Below are 23658 nucleotides of genomic sequence, written 5' to 3'. Positions count from 1 at the left end.
GGACGCAGCCGGCGTTGCCACCGTCGCTGCGTCTGCATAGTGGACGTTGCATGAGGTGTTGCACTGTCATCATACGCATCGTGTTACTGTGATTTTGTGCGTACGGCGATGCTTCTTCTTAGCTGCCGCGGCGGGGCCTGAAAGCTATCTGAAGCTGGGCCATCCTCGCCGCGGAGTTCCGTTGTGTCCGGCTAAGCTTTCACTTAGTTCTTAGAGAAAAGGCCACACGTCATGCGTAATGCACAAAAGCCCTCCGGTATGCCGATTCACCGCTACCTGCCGTTCCAGGACCAAATCACCGTCGAAGTTCCTGACCGCACCTGGCCGGACAAGATCATCACCAAAGCCCCGCGTTGGTGCGCCGTTGACCTGCGCGATGGAAACCAGGCCTTGATCGACCCCATGAGCCCGGCGCGCAAGCTGAAGATGTTCCAGCTGCTCGTGAAAATGGGATATAAGGAAATTGAAGTTGGATTCCCTTCGGCGTCACAGACCGACTTCGACTTCGTTCGCCAACTCATCGAGGGTGGGCACATCCCTGATGACGTCAGCATCCAGGTCCTGACCCAGGCGCGTGAGCATCTGATCGAGAGGACCTACGAGTCCTTGGTGGGTGCCAAGCAGGCCATTGTCCACCTGTACAACTCCACCTCCGTACTGCAGCGGCGCGTGGTCTTCAACCAGGACGAAGACGGAATTCTTGATATCGCGTTGCAGGGTGCCCGCTTGTGCAAAAAGTACGAGGAAACCCTGCAGGATACGCACATCACGTATGAATACTCACCGGAATCCTTCACGGGAACCGAGCTCGAGTACGCCGCCCGGGTCTGCAACGCCATAGCCGACGTCTTTGAGGCCTCTGCTGACAACCAGGTGATCATCAACCTGCCGGCCACAGTGGAGATGGCTACACCGAACGTCTATGCAGACTCCATCGAGTGGATGCACCGCAACCTGCACCCTCGCGAGGGCATCATCATTTCCCTCCACCCGCACAACGACCGCGGCACGGGTGTGGCTGCGGCCGAGCTCGGTTACCTGGCCGGCGCCGATCGGATTGAAGGCTGCTTGTTCGGTAACGGTGAGCGCACGGGCAACGTGGACCTGGTAACGCTCGGATTGAACATGTTCGTGCAGGGCGTGGACCCCATGATCGATTTCTCCGATATCGATGAAGTTCGTCGCACGGTGGAGTACTGCAACCAGTTGCCGGTTCCGGAGCGTTCACCATATGGTGGCGACCTCGTCTTCACAGCCTTCTCCGGTTCGCACCAGGATGCCATCAAGAAGGGTTTCGAAGCCCTGGAGAAGGACGCCGCGGCGGCCGGAAAATCGGTAGACGACTTCACTTGGCAGGTTCCATACCTGCCCGTGGATCCCAAGGACCTCGGACGCAGCTATGAAGCTGTCATCCGGGTGAACTCTCAATCGGGCAAGGGCGGGGTTGCCTACCTGTTGAAGAATGAGCACAACTTGGATCTTCCCAGGCGTGCCCAGATTGAGTTTTCCGGAGTCATCCAGCGGCGCACCGACGCCGTGGGTGGCGAGGTCAGCGGTGCACAACTGTGGCAGGTCTTCCAGGATGAATACTTGCCGTCCGATGAGGAGCAGGCCCAGTGGGGCCGCTATGCCCTTGGTAGCGTCAGCACCGAAACCGACGAATCCGGCGCCATGACCATGAATGCCAACCTGCGGATCGACGGCGTGGAAGTCCGGCGGACCGGGCATGGCAACGGTCCCATTGCTGCACTGCTGGACATCCTGCATCACGACGGCGTTGATGTCCGTGTGCTTGACTACAGCGAACATGCGTTGTCCGAGGGTGGCAGCGCCAGCGCGGCGGCCTACGTTGAATGTGCCGTTGGCGAGCGGGTCCTGTGGGGTGTGGGTATCGACCCCAGCACCACCACGTCATCACTCAAGGCGCTGATTTCGGCTGTGAACCGGGCAGTGCGGGACGCCCGGGCCTAAAGTATCTGCCGTGTGGTGACGGGAAATACCGTCACCACACGGTCCGGGGATCGCAGAGTGGTCCCGTCCTAGTGCGAAGATTAGTTGTGGCCAATCCGTCGTTTGCAGCACGTTCCTACAGGGACGATGCCGTGGTGCTCCGTACCCACAAGTTGGGCGAAGCAGATCGCATCATCACGCTTTTGACCAAGCACCATGGCCAGGTACGCGCAGTTGCCAAGGGCGTGCGGAGGACCAGCAGCCGTTTCGGGGCCCGTCTTGAGCCCTTCATGGTGGCAGACTTGCAGCTTGTCTCCGGCCGCACCTTGGACATTGTGACCCAGGCCGTGGCCAAGGGTGCGTATGGCAGCAGTATTGCTGCCGACTATGGCAGGTTCACCGTTGCTGCGGCCATGACGGAGACTGCCGAGAAACTCACGGATGCCGATACCGAATCCGGGACCGCGCAATACAACCTGCTGGTGGGGGCACTTGCAGCCCTGAGCCGTTCGGACCATCCGCCTGAACTTATTCTGGACTCGTACCTGCTGAGGGCTTTGGCCACTGGTGGTTGGGCTCCCAGTTTTACTGATTGCGCGCGGTGTGGCCGGCCGGGGCCGCACACGGCCTTTGCTGCTCCGGTCGGCGGCATGGTGTGCAGCGACTGCCGCCCTCCGGGTTCGCCGGCGCCGGCTGCGGAGACCGTGGTACTGCTTGGTGCTTTGTTGACAGGCAACTGGGGTGTGGCTGATGCATCGGATCCGAGGCACCGGCGGGAAGCCGCAGGGCTGGTGGCAGGCTATCTGCAATGGCATTTGGAACGGGCCCTGAAATCACTCAAACACGTGGAGCGAAGCTGACAGTGGCACTTGGTAAGAAGAGCAAGACGACAACGTCCAGGACGGCCCCTGTTACAGCGCCTTACGGACACCCCTCGGGGGCCGTGCCGCCCGGTATTCCCAGCGAACTTATTCCTCAACACGTGGCAATAGTCATGGACGGCAACGGACGCTGGGCGAATCAGCGCGGGCTTCCTCGCATCGAGGGGCACAAAGCCGGCGAGCCTGCTCTGCTTGACGTGATGGCAGGGGCGATCGAACTGGGCATCAAATACGTCAGCGTCTACGCGTTCTCGACTGAGAACTGGAGACGATCCCCTGAGGAGATCCGCTTTCTGATGGGATTTAACAAGGATGTACTACGACGCCAGCGGAACCAGCTCGATGAGTGGGGCGTGCGCATTCGCTGGGCGGGCCGGCGCCCAAAACTCTGGGGTTCTGTTATCAGGGAACTCGAAGAAGCCGAGGAATACACCAAGGCCAACGACACCTGCACGTTGACCATGTGTGTTAATTACGGCGGCCGCGCCGAGATTGCGGACGCAGTCTCCGCCATCGCCCATGACGTCGCCGAGGGTCGGTTGAAGCCTGGATCCGTATCGGAGAAGACCATCCAGAAATACCTCGATGAGCCCGACTTGCCGGATGTCGACCTTTTTCTTCGTAGTTCCGGAGAGCAGCGGCTCTCGAATTTTCTGCTGTGGCAGTCTGCCTACGCTGAATTCGTCTTCATGGACACACTGTGGCCGGACGTAGACCGGCGGACCCTGTGGGACGCCGTCGAGATTTATGCAAAGCGCGACAGGCGCTATGGAGGCGCCGTGGATGCGGCGCCAACCGGAATGTAGCGCACCCTTGCTACATCAGTAGGGATAAGCGGCTAGCCAGACAGCAACATCGCGGTACGCCTGCTGACGGACGGTGCGCCTGGACAGAAACACGTCATGAAGGGCGCCCGGGTACCGGAAGACCGCGGTGCGGCGGGCCAGGCCCAGGGCCCTTCGCGATGTTTCCTCAACGTCAATGACCGCGTCGGCCCGCATCAGGTCAGCCGTCCACTCACCTTGGATTCTTGTTCGTCCCGACAACAAAACCAGGACCGGCGCATCGATGCTTAGTTTTCGTTCCACGGCAGCGTGCCCTGCCAGGACAGCTTTGGTCCACCCTGCGCGGATCGGGAATGACGCGCGTGGCCGCCACAGTGGATCGAGGATCCACTCGCCATGTGCTTCATTGCTGACGCTCTCCCAGTAGGCCGGCATCTCGGGAAAGCGGAAGGGCCGCTTGGGGTCCGTGCGTGCAAAAGGTTCCACCAGATGCATGGCGATGCTGCGGACCAAGCTGCTGCCCTGGAGCTCCAGCCAAGGGGAATTCAAAACCAAAGTGCCCAACCGGCCGGGGTTGCGGTCGGCCCAGAGGGCCGCGATCAAGCCGCCCAGGGAATGGGCCAGCATGTGGATGGTTGGCGCCGTGGTGTTGCCGGTCCGCTCAGCCACGTCCCGTTCAATCTCCACCAACGCTGCAGCGAGGTCCTCGTCGTAGGCGTTGAGGTCCGTAATGTAGCCGGGCGTTTGTCCGGGCAGCAGGCTGCGGCCGAATTTCCGAAGGTCCACCGCATAGAAGTAAAAACCCGACGCCGTGAGGTACTCGGCCAGTTCGGTCTGCAGGAAATAATCCGCCCAACCGTGCAGATAGAGCACAACGCGGGGCGCTCCGCCTGGATCGGCCGGGACAGCGCGGCGTTTGCGCTTGGTAAAGGACGTCAGGAAGTCCAACACGCCATTCTGGGAAGTTTGCGGCGCGGGTGGAGCGTACCGGACAAGAGTTGCGTGGACAGGCCCTTCCTCGTCAGGCTTCAGCGGCAGGTCCATGCATTCGTAGCCGTGACCCAGTACGTCGCGTCTCCACCGTGAGGTGGGTTCTTGCGTGGTGTTCATTGTTCCCCCTGCTGCACATCTGCCGGCGCACCGCTCTGCATGAAACCCTTGATCCACCGCTCAAGCCGGGCGTAGGCGTCCTTCCGCACTGGAGGGGCTGAAAGGAAGACGTCATGGAGCCCTCCGTCGATGCGCTCCAGCGTCACGCTACGGCCCAGTGCCATGGCCCTGAGCGCAATGACACCGACATCCAGCACCGCATCCGAGCGGCGCATGGATTCCTGCCACACCATGCCATTGGCGCTGGCGGAAGATGTCAGGACGAGGACGGGCACATCAAGGTTCAGCCCTCGGGCAACCTGGGAGTGCCCGGCAAAGACCGCACTAAGCCAGCCGGCCCGGACCGGAAAGGCCAGCGGTGGGCGGTACTTTTCGTCCAACGACCACTCACCCTCTGCTGTACTGCTGATGCTCCGGAAGTAAAACCCCCGCTCGGGCAATCTCAAAACGGTTTCAGGCCGGAGCTTCGCTATGGGTGCCACCATCGCCTGTGCAGCCCTCCGTACCAAGGAACTGCCGTGCATTTCCAACCACGGGCTGTCGAGGATCAGGAACTGAATGGATCCAGGATGGCGGCTCGCCCATAGTGCGGCAACCAGCCCTCCGGTGGAGTGTCCCATCAGGGTCACAGTCCCTCCCAGTGGGGTACCCGGCTCGTCGCGGATGATGGCAAGCGCCTGGTTGATTTCGGCGTCATAATCCATCAGGTTTGCTACGTAACCGCCAGGCATATCGGTCTGCAGGCTGCGGCCGTGGTTATGCATATCCAGCGCGTAGAAATCGTAGCCCTGTGCGGCCCAGAACCCAGCCAGCTCGGTGTTGAAGAAGTAATCGCTCCAGCCGTGCAGAAACAGGACCGCGCCTTGTGGCTGCCGGGTTTTCATCGATTCCTGATTCTCCGCCCGGTGGCGTACCAAGGTGGCATGGCGGATGACGCCGTCGGATCCTGTGGCATCAATGCCACAGGATTGGAAGTCTGTTCCCAAGATGTCAGCCGTCCACTCCATGGCTTTAGCTTAGACACTGGCAGCGGCGGCCCGCCCCGCGGCCCTCCCGGTGAACAGGCAGCCCCCAAGGAATGTTCCTTCCAAAGCCCTGTAACCATGGATGCCGCCACCGCCGAAACCTGCTGCTTCCCTTGCTGCGTAGAGGCCAGGGATGGGCTGATCTCGAGGGTCAAGGACCCGGGACTGCAGATCGGTGGTGATCCCGCCCAGGCTTTTCCTGGTCAGCACGGAAAGCCGAATGGCCACCAACGGCCCGTGGGCGGGATCTGTGAGGCGATGCGGCGGGGCCACCCGCATCAGTTTGTCCGTGGCGAACCGTCGCGCCGCCCTGATGGCAGCAAGCTGGGGGTCCTTTCCCAGGCCGCTTTCGACCTGCCGGTCCCGGGCTTGGATCAGTGCTTCAAGGGCGTCAGCCCCGATCATGGAATTTCCGGTGAGTTGGTTCATCCGGGAGGCCAACTCCCTGGGCGAGGATGCCTGGATGAAGTCCACGCCGCGGTCCAGGAAACGCTGGATGGGTGAGTCGCTTGTGGGACGCAAACGCGACGCGAGCAGCCGGACATTTTTTTGCGTGAGATCGGGGTTCTGCTCGGAGCCTGATAGCGCAAGTTCTTTCAGCGCGATGGTTCGGTTCAGGACGAACCATGAATAGCCATGTCCTGTCTTGACGATGTGGTTCAGTGCACCCAGCGAGTCAAAGCCGGGGAAAAGGGGAGCAGGCAGTTGGCGGCCTTGGGCGTCGAGCCACAGGGACGATGGCCCTGGAAGGATCCGGATTCCATGGGCCGGCCAGACGGGATCGTAGTTGTGGATTCCTTCGGGGTAGTGCCACATCCGGTCACCATTGACCCATGCTGCTCCGACGGCTTCCACCGCGGGAAGGAACTCGCCGTCAACGGAGGCAGGCACCCCGCTTAGCAGGTGTACAGGGGCCGTACCCCCTGGCCACTGGCGACGCACCGATGCGTGATTGCCGCCTATGCCGCCCGTCGTGACGACCACCGCGCCCGCATTGGCCGTGAACTGACCAACCGGCAGCCGCGAGGAGGCTTGGCCCCGTGCCGCCGTCGAGGTTTCCAGAATCTCGGCCGAAACACCCGAGATCCGGCCAGCCGTCATTGCCAGGGTCAGTGCCCTGTGCCTGAAGTGCAGGCTGACGCGCCCGGCGCCGACGCCTTCCATGACCTTGGCCAGGAAAGGTTGCACCAATGCCGGCCCCGTTCCCCAGGTGACGTGGAAGCGGGGGACAGTGTTGCCGTGTCCCTGGGCTCCGTAGCCGCCCCGCTCGGCCCACTGAACCAAGGGAAAGATGCCCACCCCGAGCCCCTTCAACCAGGCCCGTTTCTCGCCCGCGGCGAAGTGGACATACGCCTCTGCCCACTGACGGGCATTGACGTCCTGGCTTCGGTCAAAGGCCGCTGAGGCTAGCCAATCCGACAGGGCAAGGTGGGCGTTGTCCCTGACCCCAAGACGCCGTTGTTCAGGGGTGTCCACCATGAAAAGGCCACCGAAAGACCAATGGGCCTGGCCACCTGCTGAAGCTGCCGGTTCCTGATCCAGTATGGCCACCGACTTACCCGCGGCATAGGCCGTAGCTGCGGCCACCAGGCCGGAAAGTCCGGCACCCACTACGACGACGTCGGCAGAGAAGTAGGCATTGATGGCGTTCCCATGATCTGCGTCACTATTTGTCCGCGGCATGGGTACATGCTAGCGGCATCGCGGGTCACGGGTTTGGCGAGTCGTCCGTAAACCGGAAAACTAGGAACATGCGTGTTTACCCCACATTTTTCAAGCTGGCTTTCTCCTGGATGGATGCCGAAAAGGCACACAAGATCGGTTTCCAGGGAATCCGGGCGGCCCACCGTTCGGGCGCCGGCCGGATACTGGCCCGGCTGACGGTCCCCGCCGCATCGCTCCGCACGGAGGCTTTGGGGCTGACGTTTCCCTCGCCGTTCGGCCTGGCAGCAGGCTTTGATAAGGAAGGCCACGGCATTGAGGCCCTGACCGAGCTCGGCTTCGGCCACGTAGAGGTGGGGACTATTACGGGCCAGGCGCAGCCAGGCAACGACAAGCCGCGGTTGTTCCGACTCATTGAGGATCGTGCAGTGGTCAACCGCATGGGGTTCAACAACGACGGCGCAGCAGCCGTTGCGCCGCGACTCAAGTCCGCGCGTGCGGCCTTGCAAAGGAAGCACCCGGATGTCCGGCCGGTCATCGGCGTCAACATTGGCAAGACCAAAGCGGTTGAGCTCGACGAAGCGACTGACGATTACCTCGTCAGTGCACGCAGCCTGGCACCGGCGGCAGACTACCTGGTGGTCAACGTCAGTTCTCCCAACACCCCCGGTCTTCGATTGCTGCAGAATGTGGAGACGCTGCGGCCGTTGCTGCGGGCAGTTGGTGACGCCGCCGACGAAGCTGCAGGACGGCATATTCCGCTGTTGGTCAAGATTGCCCCGGACCTCTCCAACGAGGACATCGACGACGTCGCCCGGCTGGCGCTGGACCTGAAGTTGGACGGAATCATTGCCACCAACACCACTATTTCCCGGGAAGGCCTCGTTTCGGACGCCGACAAGGTCGAATCCCTGGGAGCCGGTGGCCTGTCGGGAGCCCCCCTGAAGCAGCGATCGCTCGAAGTACTGCGCAGGCTCAAGGCCGCCGTGGGTGACCAGCTCGTGCTTGTCGCCGTAGGAGGGGTGGAGACTGCCAGGGATGTTCAAGACCGTCTGGACGCAGGTGCCACTTTGGTCCAGGGCTATACGGCGTTCCTCTACGAGGGCCCCTTCTGGGCCTCGCGCATCAACAAGGGACTCGCAAAGTTCCGCAAAAACGCTGTGCGATAACCCCGGTTGCCCGGTCGGTGCACAGAGCCAACCATAAGGAAGACCCCGGACCAATGGTCCGGGGTCTTCCTGTATTTGAAAGGATAGGGCGGCTAGGCCGGGTACTCCCCGCGCTTGACCTGCGGCTTGGGCAGGCGAAGCTTGCGGAATTGAAGAGCGCGCATGCAGCCGTACCAAACGGAGCCACGTTCAACCTCACCGAACTTCTCGGTGAGCCGTTTCCGCAATTTGCGGGAAAGAATGAAGACGTCAACGAAGACAGCCAGGAACATAATCCAGAATCCGATGAGGACGTAGCTGATGCCGGCGCTTGTGGGCGGAATGATCAGGGAGATCACCACGAACAGCAAGGCTCCGAACATCAGGTACTCACCGAGGCTGAACCGTGCGTCCACATAGTCACGTGTGTAGCGCTTCTGGGGTCCTTTGTCGCGCAGTGGCAGGAACCTCTCGTCACCGGTATCCAGCGCCTGCCGCATCTTCTGCCGCTGGTCCTGGATGGCCACCCGCTCCGCAGCCTTTGAGGCTTTGCGGTCATTGGGAACCAGGGGTCGCTTGCGGGCTGCTTCCTGGTCTTTCCGCTTGGGAGTCGGGGTGCCCTTTCCGGCACCGGGCTCCATGGCGGTGGCGTAGGCCTGGTCTACTACTGATTGAGCGCTGGGCTCTTCCTTTTTGCGTCCGAACACCCCTACAGAATACCCCTCAGAGAGGTGGCGTACGTTACGTGGACCACTGGCTGGGACAGACGCCGGGTGGCCATGCCTGCCGCTGGCGCCGAAACCCCGGCGGTAAAGTGTGGCCATGACTTCAGCACATGCGGAGATCCCGCAGAACAAGCAAGGGCTCGCCGGCAATACTCCAGTGGAGGCACTGTCCGGAGCCGTCAACGATTCCTTCGACACCACGTTGGGATCCCTTAAGGACCTGGTTGGTATTCCGGGTATTGCCTGGCCCAGTTTCGACCCGAATGAACTGGACCGCAGCGCCGAAGCTGTCGCTGCCTTGGTCAAAGCCTCGGGCATGGAAGACGTTCGGATACTGCGGTGCATCAAGACCGACGGTACCCCCGGTGGTCCTGCCGTCGTCGCGCGCCGTCCCGCCGCGGAGGGCAAGCCGACCATCCTGCTGTATGCCCACCACGATGTCCAGCCGCCCGGGGACAGCAGCCTATGGAACTCCGAGCCTTTCGTGGCCGAGGAACGCGAAGGCCGCCTGTATGGACGTGGTGCTGCTGACGATAAGGCCGGAATCATGGCACACCTGGCCGCCTACAATGCGGTGACCAAAGTTCTGGGTGACGATTTTGGGCTCGGCGTGACCTTCTTCTTTGAAGGTGAGGAAGAGGCGGGCTCGCCCACGTTCCGGACATTCCTGGAGGAACATCAGGAACTCCTGCGGGCTGACGTCATTGTGGTGGCCGACTCCAGCAACTGGAAAGTTGGTGTTCCGGCCCTGACCACCAGCCTTCGGGGATTGGTGGACGGGACCTTTGAGGTGCGCGTCCTGGACCATGCAGTCCACTCCGGAATGTTTGGTGGGCCGGTGCTCGATGCCCCGACCCTGCTCTCACGGCTCATCGCCACCCTGCACGACGACGACGGCAAGGTAGCCGTTGAGGGCCTGGTGGCCCGCGATGAGGTAGCTGTGGACCTGGCCGAAGAAGACTACCGCGCAGACGCCTCGGTGCTTGAAGGTGTGAAGCTTGCCGGTGCGGGAACCATTGCCTCCCGACTGTGGACCAAGCCCGCACTGTCCATCATCGGTATGGATGTCCCCTCAGTCGATGTCGCATCCAACACGCTGATCCCGGCCGCACGGGCCAAGTTCAGCATGCGGTTGGCTCCGGGACAGGACCCGGCGGTTGCTATGGATGCACTCAAGTCGCACGTCGAATCCAACGCACCATTCGGTGCCAAGGTGACGTTTACGCCGGGGGAGCGGGGCAACGCCTTCTCCACGGATACTTCCTCCGCAGCAGCAAGGGTAGCCTTGTGGGCGCTTGGGGAATCGTGGGGTGTCCAGCCCGTGGAAATGGGAATTGGCGGTTCCATACCCTTTATTGCGGACCTCATGGATGTTTATCCTGACGTCCAGATCCTGGTGACGGGCGTGGAAGATCCTGATTCCCGGGCGCACAGTGCCAATGAATCCCTGCACATTGGTGACTTCCGGCATGCTGTGCTGGCTGAAGCACTGATGCTGGCCAAGCTCAATGCGGAGGGACTCGAGGGCTAGCGGCCTGTGATGGAGCGGCGGCGCGCCGGGAACAACCAAATGCTGTCTGTGGTTACGTCAGGAGTTATAGCTAAACGCCTGCGCGACGTAGCATTAGCTATAACCCGTATGTAATTGGGTAAGGGCAGGCAGCGTCCCGGCGCCGCCGCCAGGAGCTTCATAAGAAGGTAGGCCAATGAGCACTGCAACCAACGAAAACAGCACCGGAGAACAGGTCGTCGCCAACGACGAACTGGCCACGCACGAGGTCAATCTGACCGACGTCGCCGCAGGCAAGGTCCGCAGCCTCCTGGAACAGGAAGGGCGCACCGACCTTCGGCTGCGCGTTGCAGTCCAGCCTGGAGGTTGCTCCGGATTGATCTATCAGCTGTACTTCGACGAGCGACTGCTCGACGGAGATGCTGTACGCGACTACGACGGCGTCGAGGTCGTAGTGGACAAGATGAGCGTGCCGTATCTCAGCGGCGCCAGCATCGACTTCGAAGACACCATTTCGAAGCAGGGCTTCACTATCGACAACCCGAATGCCGGCGGGTCTTGCGCTTGCGGCGATTCGTTCCACTGATGTGAGCCATCGCCGCATGTCGGCGCCACTTCGGATGGGTTTAAAACCATTCGGAGCCACGGCGCTGACATGTGCGCGAAAACCGCTTGATAGCGGTAAGCTCTACATCGGGTAGTAAAACTTTTAGTGTGCCCGGTGGGCCTTCGGCCTGCCGGGAGACAGCAACAAGAGGAAGGGCCGTCTGTGAGTTCGCAGAACCGAACCGGCAGCCGACGCAAAAAGATCACATCGATCACTGGCTTGGCACTAGCCGGCGCGTTGGTTTTGACCGGATGTTCACCAGAGGTAGAGAAGGGTTGGCTGCCTACAGAGCGCGGCACGACCAACCACACTGACCGGATCATGGACCTCTGGGTCAACTCATGGATCGCCGCCTTGGCAGTCGGTATTATCACGTGGGGCCTTCTGGTCTGGTGCATCATTGCTTACCGTCGCCGCAAGGGCACCACGGGTTTCCCCAAGCAGCTCAGCTACAACCTGCCGCTTGAGGTCTTCTACTTGACCATCCCGCTGTTCATGGTGCTGGTGTTCTTCTACTTCACCGACCAGGACCAGCGTGCGATCGATGACCGCTCGCAGCCCGCCGACGTCGTTGTTGACGTTCGCGGCAAGCAGTGGGCCTGGGACTTCAACTACAAAAAGGGCGAGGTCATCAATGAAGACCTCCACGAGGCCGGCGTTCAGGCCCACCTGACCGGCAATGAAGTCGACAAGGAACTGCTCCCCACCCTGTACTTGCCGGTTGGCAAGTCAGTGGACCTGGAGCTGAACTCCCGCGACGTCATCCACTCATTCTGGGTTCCCGCGTTCCTCCAGAAGCGCGACATGATCCCCGGCAAGACGAACTACATCAGGTTCACCCCCACGAAGGAGGGCACCTTCGACGGTAAGTGTGCCGAACTTTGCGGCGAGTACCACTCCGAAATGCTTTTCCGCGTCAAGGTTGTCTCCGAGTCTGAGTTCCAGGCACACATGGACAAGCTTCGCCAGGAAGGCAACACGGGCCTGCTCGGTGCGGAATACGACCGTAACCCGAACCTGAACGAAACCAAGTAAGGGGAGCGACGTGGCTACGTACACTCAATCCGCACCGGGGGTCCTTGAAGCTCCCGTAGTTCCTAAATCCAAGGGGCGCATCGTCGTCAACTGGATTACCTCCACCGACCACAAGACGATCGGGTACATGTATCTGATCGCGTCCTTCGTGTTCTTCTGCCTCGGTGGCGTCATGGCGCTGCTGATCCGCGCTGAACTGTTCGAACCCGGGATGCAGATCCTGCAGACCAAAGAGCAGTACAACCAGATGTTCACGATGCACGGCACCGTGATGCTCCTGATGTTCGCAACTCCGCTGTTTGCCGGCTTCGCAAACGTCATCATGCCTTTGCAGATCGGTGCCCCCGACGTCGCATTCCCGCGTCTGAATGCCCTGGCTTTCTGGTTCTTCCTCTTCGGTTCCACCATCGCCGTCTCCGGTTTCATCACCCCCCAGGGTGCTGCTTCCTTCGGTTGGTTCGCGTACGCGCCGTTGTCGAACACAACCTTCAGCCCCGGCGTTGGTGGTGACCTCTGGGTCTTCGGCCTTGCCCTCTCCGGCTTCGGCACCATCCTTGGCGCCGTCAACTTCATCACCACCATCATCTGCATGCGTGCACCGGGCATGACCATGTGGCGCATGCCGATCTTCACCTGGAACACGCTGGTTACGGCAATCCTGGTCCTGATGGCGTTCCCGCCACTGGCAGCTGCACTGTTCGCACTTGGTGCTGATCGCCGCTTTGGTGCCCACATCTTCGATCCCGAAAACGGTGGAGCGGTCCTGTGGCAGCACCTGTTCTGGTTCTTCGGCCACCCTGAGGTGTACATCATTGCGCTGCCGTTCTTCGGCATCGTGTCTGAGATCTTCCCGGTCTTCAGCCGCAAGCCGATCTTCGGCTATAAGGGTCTTGTGTACGCGACCATCGCCATCGCGGCCCTGTCCGTGACCGTTTGGGCGCACCACATGTACGTCACCGGTTCGGTGCTGCTGCCGTTCTTCGCCTTCATGACCATGTTGATCGCAGTGCCTACCGGCGTGAAGTTCTTCAACTGGATCGGCACCTTGTGGCAAGGGTCCATCACCTTTGAAACCCCCATGCTGTGGAGCATCGGCTTCCTGGTGACCTTCCTCTTCGGTGGCCTCACCGGCATCATCCTGGCCTCGCCGCCGCTGGACTTCCACGTCTCGGACTCCTACTTCGTGGTGGCTCACTTCCACTACGTGGTCTTCGGTACCGTGGTCTTCGCAATGTTTGCGGGCTTCTACTTCTGGTGGCCCAAGTGGACCGGAAAGATGCTCAACGAGCGCCTCGGCAAGATCCACTTCTGGCTCCTGTTCCTCGGCTTCCACGGAACCTTCCTGATCCAGCACTGGCTGGGCGTTGAAGGAATGCCGCGTCGTTACGCCGACTACATGCCGCAGGATAACTTCACCTGGATGAACCAGTTCTCCACTATTTCCTCCTTCGTCCTCGGTGCTTCGCTCCTGCCGTTCTTCTGGAACGTCTACATCACCTGGCGCAGCAACAAGAAGGTAGAAGTGGATGACCCGTGGGGCTTCGGTGCTTCGCTGGAATGGGCAACGTCTTGCCCGCCTCCGCGCCACAACTTCACTTCCTTGCCCCGTATCCGCTCCGAGCGCCCGGCCCTTGACCTTCACCACCCGGAGTTGGCCCAGGTTCACACCGCCGAGGCCCCGTCACCCGCAGCAGCTGTTTTGGGTAACGCCGACCAAAGGGACGTCAGCAAATGAAAATTGAATCGTGGCTCTTCGGAGCCGGAGTCTTCTTCTTCGTTCCCGTAGCCATTGCCTATGGATTCCTGACGGAATGGAATGAATGGGTTGGTGTCCTGGGCATCCTCCTGGTCGGTGGCCTTGCCGGAATGATCGGTGCCTACCTGGGCTTCACGGGCAAGCGTATTGGCCTTCGCCCCGAGGACCGGCCTGACGCCGAAATCCACGAAGGTGCCGGCGAACAGGGGCACTTCAGCCCTTGGAGCTGGTGGCCGCTGGTTCTTGGTCTGGCTTGCGCCGGTGGGTTCCTTGGCCTTGCTATCGGCTTCTGGGTAACCTACGTCGCCGGCGGCCTTGCCATCGTGGCATTGGTTGGCTGGGTCTTTGAATACAGCCGCGGCGACCACGCGCACTAGCCTTCTGTTCCAGGCATAAGAAATAGAGTTATGAGAAATGGGCCCCACCCTTTGGTGGGGCCCATTTCTTTATGTGCGGGGGAGGCGGAAGCCGGTCTCAGAAGTGTTCAGCGGGCCTCAGTGCCCTCCAGAACGGCCGAAAGAGCCATCAAGGCACTCTGAGCCGACCCGACGGTCTGTCCTGCGATCAGCGCATCTGGAGCGACTTCCAGAAATACCTCACACCCATGTCCAAAGTCTTCGGTCATGACTTCGAGGAGCGACCGCGCGTCAACGGGTTGACCGTCCTGCTTACGGATAGTGACCGGCAGGCCCGTCTCGGTGACGGCACGGACGAACACAGCTGCCGCCCGTGCATGCAACCCGATTTCCGCGGCAACTATAGCCTTCTGTTCCGGCAACCCAACTCCCTTGGTTAGTCGACGGAACATCCGTCGGAAAATAGTCCCTACAAGCGTAGCTTCCGCTGACTCGGTGCTCCACATGGGTACAGCGTGGTCTAGACCTGAAGCACCGCTGAATTATCCTTGAAACATGACTCAATTGCTGGACAGCTGCAGTGCCTGAGGCAGCAAGCATCGCAGGCGAGATCGATCGCGCCAGCGGTACGCCCATTTACGTCCAACTCCGTGAAATACTGCGCGCATTCATTGCCCAATCCTGTCCACCAGGTTCTGCGCTTCCTTCCGAGCGGGATCTTTCCGATCGTTTTGGCCTGGCCCGGATGACAGTGCGGCAGGCCATTGATGCCTTGGTGGGCGAGGAGGTCATTGAGCGCGTCGTCGGGCTTGGAACATTTGTCCGAAAGCCCAAGCTGGACCTTCAAGTGAAGCTGACCTCCTACAGCGAAGAGATGCAGCGGCGAGGCATGGTCCCTGCCGCGAAGGTGCTGAGCTTTGAGCAGATTTCCGCAAGCGCCTTCCTTGCCCGGGAGCTTCAGCTGGAAGAAGGCACCCCGCTGGTCCGGTTCAGGCGTCTACTGCTGGCAGACAATGAACCCATGAGCGTGGATGAAAACTTCATCCCGGCGCACCGGGTCCCGGGGCTACTGGATGAGGCGCCACCTACGTCTCTCTACAACGTTCTCAGCGAACGGTTCGGCTTGGTGATGGAATGGGGCGAGGACATGATTGAGGCCACTGCTGCCTCACCCTCCACTGCGCGGCTGCTCAACGTGGATGTGGGCGCTCCTTTGCTGAAGATTCAACGCCACGCCTTCGTAGCACGTGCCATGGTGGACTATTCCGTCTCCTACTATCGGGCGGACCGCTACAAGCTCTGGGTGCCCCTGCAGCGTCCAGGTGTGAGGCCCACCCGTAATTACTCATCGGGATACCGCACCCAGCCGTAGCCGGCATTGGGATGTTGCAGCACCAGGATCCGAAGCGAAAACCCGAGGTGCCGGGGTCGGCAACGGACGAAATCCAGGTTTCGCAGGGACATAGATGCATATGGACACAAAGGAAGGGCCCGGTCCAATGGACCGGGCCCTTCCTGTATAAGACTTCCAAGCGTTAGTGGCTCAGGCTCTTCTGGTCTTCGCCTGCTTCAATAGCCTCATGGTGGCCATGTGCGTGGGCGGCTTCAAGCTCGGCCGGTGTTGCCGGAGCAACACGGTCCTCGAAGAACCACTTGGAGAGGGCCGCGCGGCGCTTTTCCTTGCCGGTGACAACGCCGTGCTCGTTCGGCTCCGCCGGCAGTGGAGCCGGTGACTCGAATCCAACGAGCTTGTAGCGCTTGTACTCATCCAACGGAGCGTGGACCTCGATGAACTCACCGTGGGGGAGACGGACAATACGTCCGGTTTCCCGGCCGTGCAAGGCAATCTCGCGGTCCTTGCGCTGGAGTGCGAGGGCAATGCGCTTGGTCACGATGAATGCGATGACCGGGCCAATAAAGAACAGAGTCCTCAGCCAGTAGGTCACATCATTCAACGACACGTGGAAGTGGGTTGCGATGAGGTCGGAACCTGCGGCTGCCCACATCACGCAGTACCAGGTGAATCCTGCAACACCGATCGCCGTGCGGGTAGGCACGTTGCGAGGACGGTCAAGAACGTGGTGCTCGCGGTTGTCCTTGGTGATCCAGCGTTCGATCCACGGGTACATGAACAGGACCGTGAAGATGATGCCTGCAGGCACAAGCGCCGGCAGAAGAACGTTCAAGGTCAGTACGCGTCCGAAGATGACCCACTCGAAGTGGAAGTCGTTGATGACACCCGGCATGAGGCGCAAGGCGCCATCGACGAATCCGATGTACCAGTCAGGCTGGGTACCAGCGGACACAGGTGAGGGGTCGTAAGGGCCGTAGTTCCAGATCGGGTTGATCGTAAACGCTGCAGCCATCAGTGCCAGGACGCCGAAGACGATGAAGAAGAATCCGCCGGCTTTGGCTGCGTAGACCGGGCCAAGGGGGTAACCGACGACGTTGCCGTCATTGCGTCCCGGGCCGGGGTACTGGGTGTGCTTGTGCACGACCACCATGAAGAGGTGGATCACGATCATCAGCAGGATGAGCGCGGGCACCAGGAGGATGTGCAGCACATAGAGGCGGCCGATGATGGCCGTACCCGGGAATTCCCCACCGAAGAGGAAGAACGAGATGTACGTTCCGATGACCGGGATGGACTTGATGACGCCGTCGATGATGCGGAGGCCGTTGCCGGAGAGCAGGTCATCGGGGAGTGAGTAACCGGTGAATCCGGCTGCCATCGCCAGGATGAGCAGCACGCCGCCAACTACCCAGTTCATTTCACGCGGCTTACGGAAGGCACCCGTGAAGAACACACGAAGCATGTGAACACCCAGGGACGCCACGAACAGCAGGGCTGCCCAGTGGTGTACCTGGCGCATGAACAGGCCGCCACGAACGTCGAAGGAGATGTTCAGCGACGAGCTGTATGCCACGGACATTTCGACGTTGTACAGCGGTGTGTACGAACCCTGGTAATGGGTTTCCGCCATGGACGGATCGAAGAAGAACGTCAGGAAGGTACCCGACATCAGCAAGATGACGAAGGAGTACAGCGCCACCTCACCGAACATGAACGACCAGTGGTCGGGGAAGACCTTCCGGCCGAACTCACGCAGGATGCCTGAGCCACCCACACGCTCGTCCACGAAGTTGGTGAAACTACCAACCTTGGTCTTCGGAACGAAGGGGGCTTCAGCTGTTGATGAGGCGCTCATGCTCGTCACGCTCCCAGTAACTCGGTCCTACAGGTTCTCTGAAGTCGCTGGTCGCGACGAGGTAGCCCTCTGCGTCAACTGCGATAGGCAGCTGGGGGAGCGGACGGCTTGCCGGTCCAAAGATGACCTTGCATTCCTGCGTGAGATCAAACGTGGACTGGTGGCAGGGGCACAGAAGGTGGTGTGTCTGCTGCTCGTAAAGAGCAACAGGGCAACCAACGTGCGTGCAGATCTTGGAGTAAGCAACGATTCCGTTGTAGCTCCAGTTTTCGCGGCCCTCGGAGGGGTTCAGTGAGTTCGGATCCAGACGCATCAGCAGGACGACGGCTTTTGCCTTCTCGTTCAGCTTGCCCTCATGGAGCTCGTTGAGTCCTTCGGGGATGACGTGGAAGGCGGATCCGATGGTGACGTCCGAGGCCTTGATGGGGGTGCCATCAGGGTCACGCGTCAGGCGCTTCAGCTTTCCGCCCTCAGGAGCCCACATGGTGTGTGCCAGAGCATCGTCGGGACGCGGGCCCAGGTCGCCGAAGATGGCGAGAGCAGGCAGCGGAGCAAGTGCAACTGCACCAAGGAGGGTGTTGCGAATCAGCGGGCGGCGCTTGATGCCGGTCTCCTCGACGATGTCGTCGACGATCCGGACAGCAGCCTGGCGATCCTCTTCGGTACGGATGGCGTGGCGCTCTTCAGACACTTCGTGATCGGGCATGAGGGCCTTGGCCCAGTGCACGATGCCGGTGCCGATGCCAAGCATTGCAAAGGCCGTACCGAGTCCCAGAAGGAGGTTCTGGGTACGGATGGTCGCAATGGTGGTGTCGTCGCCCAGATCGATGGCGAAGTACGCCACCAGGAAGACCAGCGTGCCAATGACGGAGGTGCCAAACAGAATGGCTACCTGACGTTCGGCTCGCTTTGCGGCTACCGGGTCCGTGTCAGCCAGGCGCAAACGATGCGGAGGAAGACCAGGATCCTGGAACTTCTCCACCTCATTCTGACCAGCCGTAGCTACGGTGCCCGAGTGGTTCGGACTGCCGTCACTATGGTTGCCCATAATTCGCCTCATCCTTCTCTCGTTGTCTCGGCCGGAGCCGAGTTATTTTCAGTTTCAAACTGCTGACAATGCAGCAGAAGTTTTTGTTGCGTCCGGATCAGGACGTGCGGGACGTCAACCAGATGGTGAACGCGATGATGACACCCAAACCGGCAACCCAGACGAAGAGGCCTTCAGAGACCGGGCCAAGGGAGCCCAGGTCCGCGCCACCGGGTGAACCGTTGGCTTCGATGGTCTTCAGGAAGGTGATGATGTCGCGCTTGTCTTCAGGAGTGACATTGGAATCACTGAAGACAGGCATGTTCTGCGGTCCGGTCACCATGGCTTCGTAAATGTGCTCTGCGCTGACGCCGGCCAGTGCAGGAGCAAACTTGCCGCGTGTCAGGGCGCCGCCGGCAGCGGCTGCGTTGTGGCACATGGCGCAGTTGACGCGGAAGAGTTCGCCACCGTTGGCGGCATCTCCCTTGCCGTCGAGGAGGTGTTCCTCGGGGATGGCCGGACCTGCACCGAGGGAGGCAACGTAGGCGGAGAGCTGCTTGGTCTGCTCTGCGTTGAACTGGGCGGGCTTCTGCTGGGCCTGCGGTCCGCTCATCTGCATGGGCATACGACCGGTGCCAACCTGGAAGTCAACGGCTGCAGCGCCCACGCCGACCAGCGAGGGGCCGTCCTGGGTTCCGGAGGCACCCATGCCGTGGCAGGTGGCGCAGTTGGCGGCAAAGAGTTTGCCGCCTTCTTCTACGTCACTAGCGCTGAAGCTTGTGGTGTCGGCCTTGGCCTGGTTGACGGTTGTGGCAACGGCGTAGAGCCCACCAGTGAGGAGGAGGCCCATCAACAGCAGCGCAATGGCTGCCAGTGGGTGACGTCGCTTCTGCGATAGTGCCTTCACGTGGTGGTTCCTTTATTCGATCCTGCGTCGGCTCCGCGAGCCGCTTCTTGAAATTCTGCCTCTTGTAGAAAAAGAGTCAAAGCCGGGCTTACTTGAGGACGTAGATGACCAAGAACAGGCCGATCCACACAACGTCGACAAAGTGCCAGTAGTACGAGGTGACGATCGCCGACGTCGCTTCAAAGTGCCCGAACTTCTTGGCTGCGAAAGCGCGGCCAATGATGAACAGGAAGGCGATCAGGCCGCCAATGACGTGAAGGCCGTGGAAGCCCGTTGTCATGTAGAAGGCGGAGCCGTAGGCGTTGGAGGACAGGGAGACATGCTCGGAGACGAGCATGGCGTATTCCGTGGTCTGTCCGGCAACGAAGAAGGCGCCCATGACGAAGGTCAGGACAAACCATTCGGACATGCCCCACCGTGTGAATTGGAGCGGGCGGCCGGTACGGCGCGGTTCGAGCCGCTCGGCGGCAAAAACGCCCATCTGGCAAGTGAATGAACTTGCCACAAGGACGATCGTGTTGACGAGCGCAAACGGGAAGTTGAGCTTGGCCGTCTCTTCGGCCCACATCAGTCCAGATGTGGAGCGCAGGGTGAAGTACATGGCAAAAAGGCCGGCGAAGAACATCAACTCACTGGACAGCCAAACAACGGTTCCAACAGAAACCAGGTTGGGGCGGTTCAGCGTCGGGTGCGCCGGGGTACTGGGGGCATGGGTCGCAGATGTCACAAGGACATTATGTCTGTAAAAGTCCAGAGTTCCCAATGCAAACCACCGATTCGGGAGACTTTTTCTACAAAGACGCGAAATCGCGCGGAAAAGTTCCCGGCTGCGTTCACATTGGTCATCGGCGTGGCAGGGTCGATAGCATCAGTGGGTGACTTCTCCGGCATCGGCACCTGCAGCCAGCAATACCTGGCCAGGGCTCATCTCAGCACTGATCAACGGCGACGACCTTGCAGTGGGCAATACAGAGTGGGCCATGAATACGATCATGTCCGGGGAAGCGACTCCGGCGCAGATTGCAGGCTTCCTTGTTGCCCTCCGGTCCAAGGGCGAAACGGTGGAGGAGCTGGCAGGCCTGGTCAAGGCCATGGTCCAGCACGCCAACCCCATCAGTATTTCGGGCGAGAAGCTGGACATCGTCGGAACTGGTGGCGACCGTCTCAATACCGTGAACATTTCTACGATGGCCGCATTGGTTGCTGCAGGCGCCGGGGCCAAAGTGGTCAAGCACGGAAACAGGGCAGCTTCTTCCACTTCGGGGTCAGCGGACGTGCTGGAGGCCTTGGGTGTTCGGCTGGACCTTTCGATCAACGAGGTGGCCCGGAACGCTGAAGAGGCAGGAATCACATTCTGCTTCGCACAGGTTTTCCACCCTTCTTTCCGCCACACGGCTGTGCCGCGCCGGGAATTGGCAGTTCCCACAGCCTTCAACTTCCTTGGTCCGCTGACTAATCCGGCTCACGTGCAGGCATCGGCTGTTGGTGTTGCCAATGTCCGGATGGCCCCGCTGGTGGCCGGCGTGTTGGCGCACCGGGGGAGCCGTGGATTGGTGTTTCGTGGTGATGACGGACTCGATGAGCTCACCCCCACGGGCCCGTCCACTGTATGGGAAATCAGGAATGGCGAAGTCGCTGAGCAAGTTTTCGATCCGGCCGAACTTGGTATTGGGCCTTCAACCGTGGCGGATCTCCGTGGAGGCGACGCCGCTGCCAATGCCGGAGTCGTCCGCGACATCCTTGACGGAAAGACGGGCCCTGTGAGGGACGCCGTGCTCCTCAATGCGGCCGCGGGCCTGGTTTCCTTCGACCTGCATGCTGAGGGAAGTCTGACTGATCGCATGCGCGCGGCATTCGCCCGGGCAGCCGAGTCCATTGACTCCGGGAAAGCTGCGGAAGTCCTCGCTAAATGGACGGAACTCAGCCGCAGCGAGGCCTAGGCAGCCGGGCAGCCTCAGCCGGCGGACAGCCTACTCGAAGCCGAGCGCAAAGGCCGCGTCGAGGTCATGCTGCGAGTACGCCCTGAAGGCAATGTGGGTGGTGGTGTGAACCACCGAACCCACTTTGGAGAGTTTGTCGGCGATGACGTCCGCCAGTTCTTCATGCTTGGTCACCCTGGCAACAGCAATGAGGTCCCATTCACCGGTGACAGAGTAGACCTCACTGATGCCTTGGATGGCGGAGATCTGCTCGGCGGTCTCCGGGATGCGTGAAGCATCTGTCTTGATCAGGACGAAAGCGGTGATCACGTGGGGCCTTTCCGGAAAAGCATCATTGCGGACTGCTTCAGCCTAGTGCATCTGTAACTGACAGGCTCCGTTCAAACGCGGCGTTGCCGCCTTTGGGTCGCCCGTATCCACAGGCGCGCTACGACCCGGTAGCCGAGCAGGAAAACCCCAAGGCTGATTGACGCAACCAGTACAAAGGGCAACACCACGGTCTGCCCTGTGGCAGCCCGTAGCAGCATCCCCACCAGGACCACGCTGATCCAGACGAGGACGCCCGTCGGCCAAACAGCCAAAGGCGCGCGCCAAGCGCGAATAGCCATCCACGCAAGGGCTGCTCCGGTCAGGAAGGGCCACGCCGTGATGAATGCGCCGGAAATGATGTCGCCGCGGGCGTGGGCGTCCCTGCCAATGGCAGCGAAGACAAGAATCAACAGGACGTCTGCAATGGCCGAGGGAATCCATTGCCTGGATGGTGAAGGCATGTCTCTGACATTATCCGGGCCGCGACCCGCGCGCGAAGTCAAGGCCTGCTGGTCCAATGCGTTGTATGTGGTCTTTGACAACTCCTCCATCGGAAACATCATGCCCCGGCCGGACGGCATTGCCGGCCCTCTTGGGAGGTGCGGATCCCGAAGGCTCCCGGCGCGCCGTGGAGGCTACGATGCGGATTCGGAAGCTGGACATCAATGCCCTTCAAAAAGTACGACGGGGGATGAAGACGTGGGGGACAGGTGCCGCCCGGGGCTGTTAGCATGGCCGCATTGTGACGTAATCAACACTGCCCCAACAGGAGGCTGAGCCATGACAATCCGTCTCAACCCGTACATCTCATTCCGGGACAATGCCCGGGAGGCCATCACCTTCTATGAATCCGTTTTTGGTGGCGAACTGAATATCAGCACCTTCGGCGACTACCAGGCCAGTGAGGATGCAGCAGAGGCCGGCAAGGTCATGCATGCCATGCTGGAAACTCCGGGCGGCTTGACCCTCATGGCTGCCGACACCCCCAATGGCATGCCTTTCAATCCAGGGGACAACATCTCAGTGTCGTTGAGCGGCGAAGCGGCTGACGAAGCCGAGCTCCGAGGCTACTGGGACAAACTGGTCGACGGCGGTACTGTCACCGTTCCCCTTGAGACGGCGCCTTGGGGCGATACGTTCGGGATGTGTATCGACAAATTCGGTATCGGCTGGCTGGTCAACATTGCCGGCGCCCAGCAGGGGCAGCAGCAGACTGCATAGGGTCCGGTGGGGCAAAAGTCTCCTGTAGCCGCGCCCGCGGTGGGTCATTTGCAGTTCAGCTCAAGCGGTCCGCTTGCCGCTGGTGTCAAGCCTGTGGCCCATGTGTTTAGGTGTCCGCAGGACGATGGACCGATCCATGATTTCGGCAAAGGGCAACCGTTCGCCTAACTGCCGTTCCAATATGGTCATGTCTTCGACGCGGCGCAGCCATACCGTCATGACGATGGAATACATGCCGCCTGTGGTCGCCACCATGCGCACTTCTTCCAGGGTGGACAACCTCCGGGCAACTACTTCAACCTTTGTGGCGGGGACCCGCATGAAGTACCACACGTTCACCGGCCACGGTGTGTAAGAACGGGCGACTTCCAGTCGCAAGGTCAGGCGATCTTCTGCGATGACCGTGGCCAGGGCGTTCCTCGCCTTTGCAGGACTGATCTCAAGCGCGTTGGATATGTCTGCAACGGAGGTTCGGCCATCGAGCTTGAGAAGTAA

Annotated in this window: 24 protein-coding genes; 12 read left to right on the top strand and 12 right to left on the bottom strand. The window is 60.7% G+C overall.

From position 1 onward, the window contains the following. Positions 1-231: 231 nt before the first annotated feature. The 3 genes from leuA to HP499_RS01930 all read left to right on the top strand — a co-directional run bounded on the left by leuA (position 232) and on the right by HP499_RS01930 (position 3637). Entirely contained in the window at positions 232-1971 is a 1740-nt protein-coding gene (leuA, locus tag HP499_RS01940) for a 2-isopropylmalate synthase (protein WP_172322280.1), read from the top strand. Between the two features lie 86 nt (positions 1972-2057). Next, positions 2058-2810, top strand: coding sequence for a DNA repair protein RecO (gene recO / locus HP499_RS01935; protein WP_172322279.1), 753 nt, complete (start codon positions 2058-2060; stop codon positions 2808-2810). 2 nt (positions 2811-2812) lie between these two features. Then, positions 2813-3637, top strand: a complete 825-nt coding sequence (locus tag HP499_RS01930; protein WP_172322285.1) for an isoprenyl transferase — start codon at positions 2813-2815, stop codon at positions 3635-3637. Between the two features lie 15 nt (positions 3638-3652). On the opposite strand, the gene HP499_RS01925 is transcribed toward HP499_RS01930, so the two are convergent. From HP499_RS01925 to HP499_RS01915, 3 genes are read right to left on the bottom strand one after another with little or no spacing between them, the layout of a single operon-like run. Further along, the gene (locus tag HP499_RS01925) at positions 3653-4726 is read right to left on the bottom strand and encodes an alpha/beta hydrolase (RefSeq protein WP_172322278.1); all 1074 of its coding nucleotides are present in this window, start codon (positions 4724-4726) and stop codon (positions 3653-3655) included. Continuing rightward, entirely contained in the window at positions 4723-5733 is a 1011-nt protein-coding gene (locus HP499_RS01920; RefSeq protein WP_172322277.1) for an alpha/beta hydrolase, read from the bottom strand. Before HP499_RS01920 ends, HP499_RS01925 begins: the two co-directional genes overlap by 4 nt. A gap of 9 nt (positions 5734-5742) precedes the next feature. Continuing rightward, positions 5743-7434: an FAD-binding dehydrogenase gene (locus HP499_RS01915; RefSeq protein WP_172322276.1), complete on the bottom strand. Its 1692-nt coding sequence runs from the start codon at positions 7432-7434 to the stop codon at positions 5743-5745. Positions 7435-7502: 68 nt separating this feature from the next. On the opposite strand from HP499_RS01915, the gene HP499_RS01910 reads away from it, so the two are divergent. Then, positions 7503-8582, top strand: a complete 1080-nt coding sequence (locus HP499_RS01910) for a quinone-dependent dihydroorotate dehydrogenase (RefSeq protein WP_172322275.1) — start codon at positions 7503-7505, stop codon at positions 8580-8582. A gap of 92 nt (positions 8583-8674) precedes the next feature. On the opposite strand, the gene HP499_RS01905 is transcribed toward HP499_RS01910, so the two are convergent. After that, complete coding sequence (locus HP499_RS01905) at positions 8675-9268, bottom strand: DUF3043 domain-containing protein (protein WP_172322274.1); 594 nt, start codon at positions 9266-9268, stop codon at positions 8675-8677. Positions 9269-9383: 115 nt separating this feature from the next. Here HP499_RS01905 and HP499_RS01900 point away from each other — a divergent pair, with 115 nt between their 5' ends. From HP499_RS01900 to HP499_RS01880, 5 genes are all read left to right on the top strand, one after another. After that, positions 9384-10817, top strand: a complete 1434-nt coding sequence (locus tag HP499_RS01900) for a dipeptidase (RefSeq protein WP_172322273.1) — start codon at positions 9384-9386, stop codon at positions 10815-10817. A 175-nt stretch (positions 10818-10992) separates the two neighbouring features. Further along, positions 10993-11382: an iron-sulfur cluster assembly accessory protein gene (locus HP499_RS01895; RefSeq protein ID WP_172322272.1), complete on the top strand. Its 390-nt coding sequence runs from the start codon at positions 10993-10995 to the stop codon at positions 11380-11382. A 183-nt stretch (positions 11383-11565) separates the two neighbouring features. Next, the gene (coxB, locus tag HP499_RS01890; RefSeq protein ID WP_172322271.1) at positions 11566-12438 is read left to right on the top strand and encodes a cytochrome c oxidase subunit II; all 873 of its coding nucleotides are present in this window, start codon (positions 11566-11568) and stop codon (positions 12436-12438) included. 10 nt (positions 12439-12448) lie between these two features. Then, positions 12449-14173, top strand: a complete 1725-nt coding sequence (gene ctaD, locus HP499_RS01885) for a cytochrome c oxidase subunit I (protein ID WP_011774899.1) — start codon at positions 12449-12451, stop codon at positions 14171-14173. Further along, on the top strand, positions 14170-14571 hold the full coding sequence (locus tag HP499_RS01880) for a cytochrome c oxidase subunit 4 (protein ID WP_172322270.1): 402 nt from the start codon (positions 14170-14172) through the stop codon (positions 14569-14571). The genes ctaD and HP499_RS01880 overlap by 4 nt, the downstream gene beginning before the upstream one ends. A 107-nt stretch (positions 14572-14678) precedes the next feature. Here HP499_RS01880 and HP499_RS01875 read toward each other — a convergent pair whose 3' ends face one another. Further along, the gene (locus HP499_RS01875) at positions 14679-14972 is read right to left on the bottom strand and encodes an HPr family phosphocarrier protein (RefSeq protein WP_172322269.1); all 294 of its coding nucleotides are present in this window, start codon (positions 14970-14972) and stop codon (positions 14679-14681) included. Between the two features lie 158 nt (positions 14973-15130). Between HP499_RS01875 and HP499_RS01870 the strand changes: the two genes are divergently transcribed. Further along, complete coding sequence (locus tag HP499_RS01870) at positions 15131-15922, top strand: GntR family transcriptional regulator (protein WP_172322268.1); 792 nt, start codon at positions 15131-15133, stop codon at positions 15920-15922. A 163-nt stretch (positions 15923-16085) separates the two neighbouring features. Here HP499_RS01870 and HP499_RS01865 read toward each other — a convergent pair whose 3' ends face one another. The 4 genes from HP499_RS01865 to HP499_RS01850 form a co-directional block, all read right to left on the bottom strand. Further along, a complete protein-coding gene (locus tag HP499_RS01865) occupies positions 16086-17759 on the bottom strand; it encodes a cytochrome bc complex cytochrome b subunit (protein WP_172322267.1) in 1674 nt (557 codons plus the stop codon). Continuing rightward, positions 17737-18807 carry a ubiquinol-cytochrome c reductase iron-sulfur subunit gene (locus HP499_RS01860; protein ID WP_026540751.1) on the bottom strand — a complete coding sequence of 357 codons (1071 nt, stop codon included), beginning with the start codon at positions 18805-18807 and terminating at the stop codon, positions 17737-17739. Before HP499_RS01860 ends, HP499_RS01865 begins: the two co-directional genes overlap by 23 nt. A 97-nt stretch (positions 18808-18904) precedes the next feature. After that, positions 18905-19693: a c-type cytochrome gene (locus HP499_RS01855; protein ID WP_172322266.1), complete on the bottom strand. Its 789-nt coding sequence runs from the start codon at positions 19691-19693 to the stop codon at positions 18905-18907. 88 nt (positions 19694-19781) lie between these two features. Next, positions 19782-20456: a heme-copper oxidase subunit III gene (locus HP499_RS01850; RefSeq protein WP_172322265.1), complete on the bottom strand. Its 675-nt coding sequence runs from the start codon at positions 20454-20456 to the stop codon at positions 19782-19784. Between the two features lie 112 nt (positions 20457-20568). Here HP499_RS01850 and trpD point away from each other — a divergent pair, with 112 nt between their 5' ends. After that, entirely contained in the window at positions 20569-21633 is a 1065-nt protein-coding gene (gene trpD, locus HP499_RS01845; protein WP_172322264.1) for an anthranilate phosphoribosyltransferase, read from the top strand. Between the two features lie 30 nt (positions 21634-21663). On the opposite strand, the gene HP499_RS01840 is transcribed toward trpD, so the two are convergent. Both HP499_RS01840 and HP499_RS01835 read right to left on the bottom strand, forming a co-directional pair. Next, positions 21664-21942, bottom strand: a complete 279-nt coding sequence (locus HP499_RS01840; protein ID WP_026540747.1) for an Lrp/AsnC family transcriptional regulator — start codon at positions 21940-21942, stop codon at positions 21664-21666. Between the two features lie 71 nt (positions 21943-22013). Continuing rightward, positions 22014-22403: a DUF3054 domain-containing protein gene (locus tag HP499_RS01835; protein WP_172322263.1), complete on the bottom strand. Its 390-nt coding sequence runs from the start codon at positions 22401-22403 to the stop codon at positions 22014-22016. Between the two features lie 319 nt (positions 22404-22722). Between HP499_RS01835 and HP499_RS01830 the strand changes: the two genes are divergently transcribed. Further along, positions 22723-23163, top strand: a complete 441-nt coding sequence (locus HP499_RS01830) for a VOC family protein (RefSeq protein ID WP_172322262.1) — start codon at positions 22723-22725, stop codon at positions 23161-23163. 60 nt (positions 23164-23223) lie between these two features. On the opposite strand, the gene HP499_RS01825 is transcribed toward HP499_RS01830, so the two are convergent. Continuing rightward, on the bottom strand, positions 23224-23658 hold a 435-nt coding region (locus tag HP499_RS01825), incomplete at its 5' end, for an Lrp/AsnC family transcriptional regulator (RefSeq protein WP_172322261.1).

The organism is Paenarthrobacter sp. CM16 (assembly GCF_013179505.1).
Lineage (GTDB): Bacteria > Actinomycetota > Actinomycetes > Actinomycetales > Micrococcaceae > Arthrobacter.
This window is presented reverse-complemented; position numbering and strand designations above follow the sequence as displayed.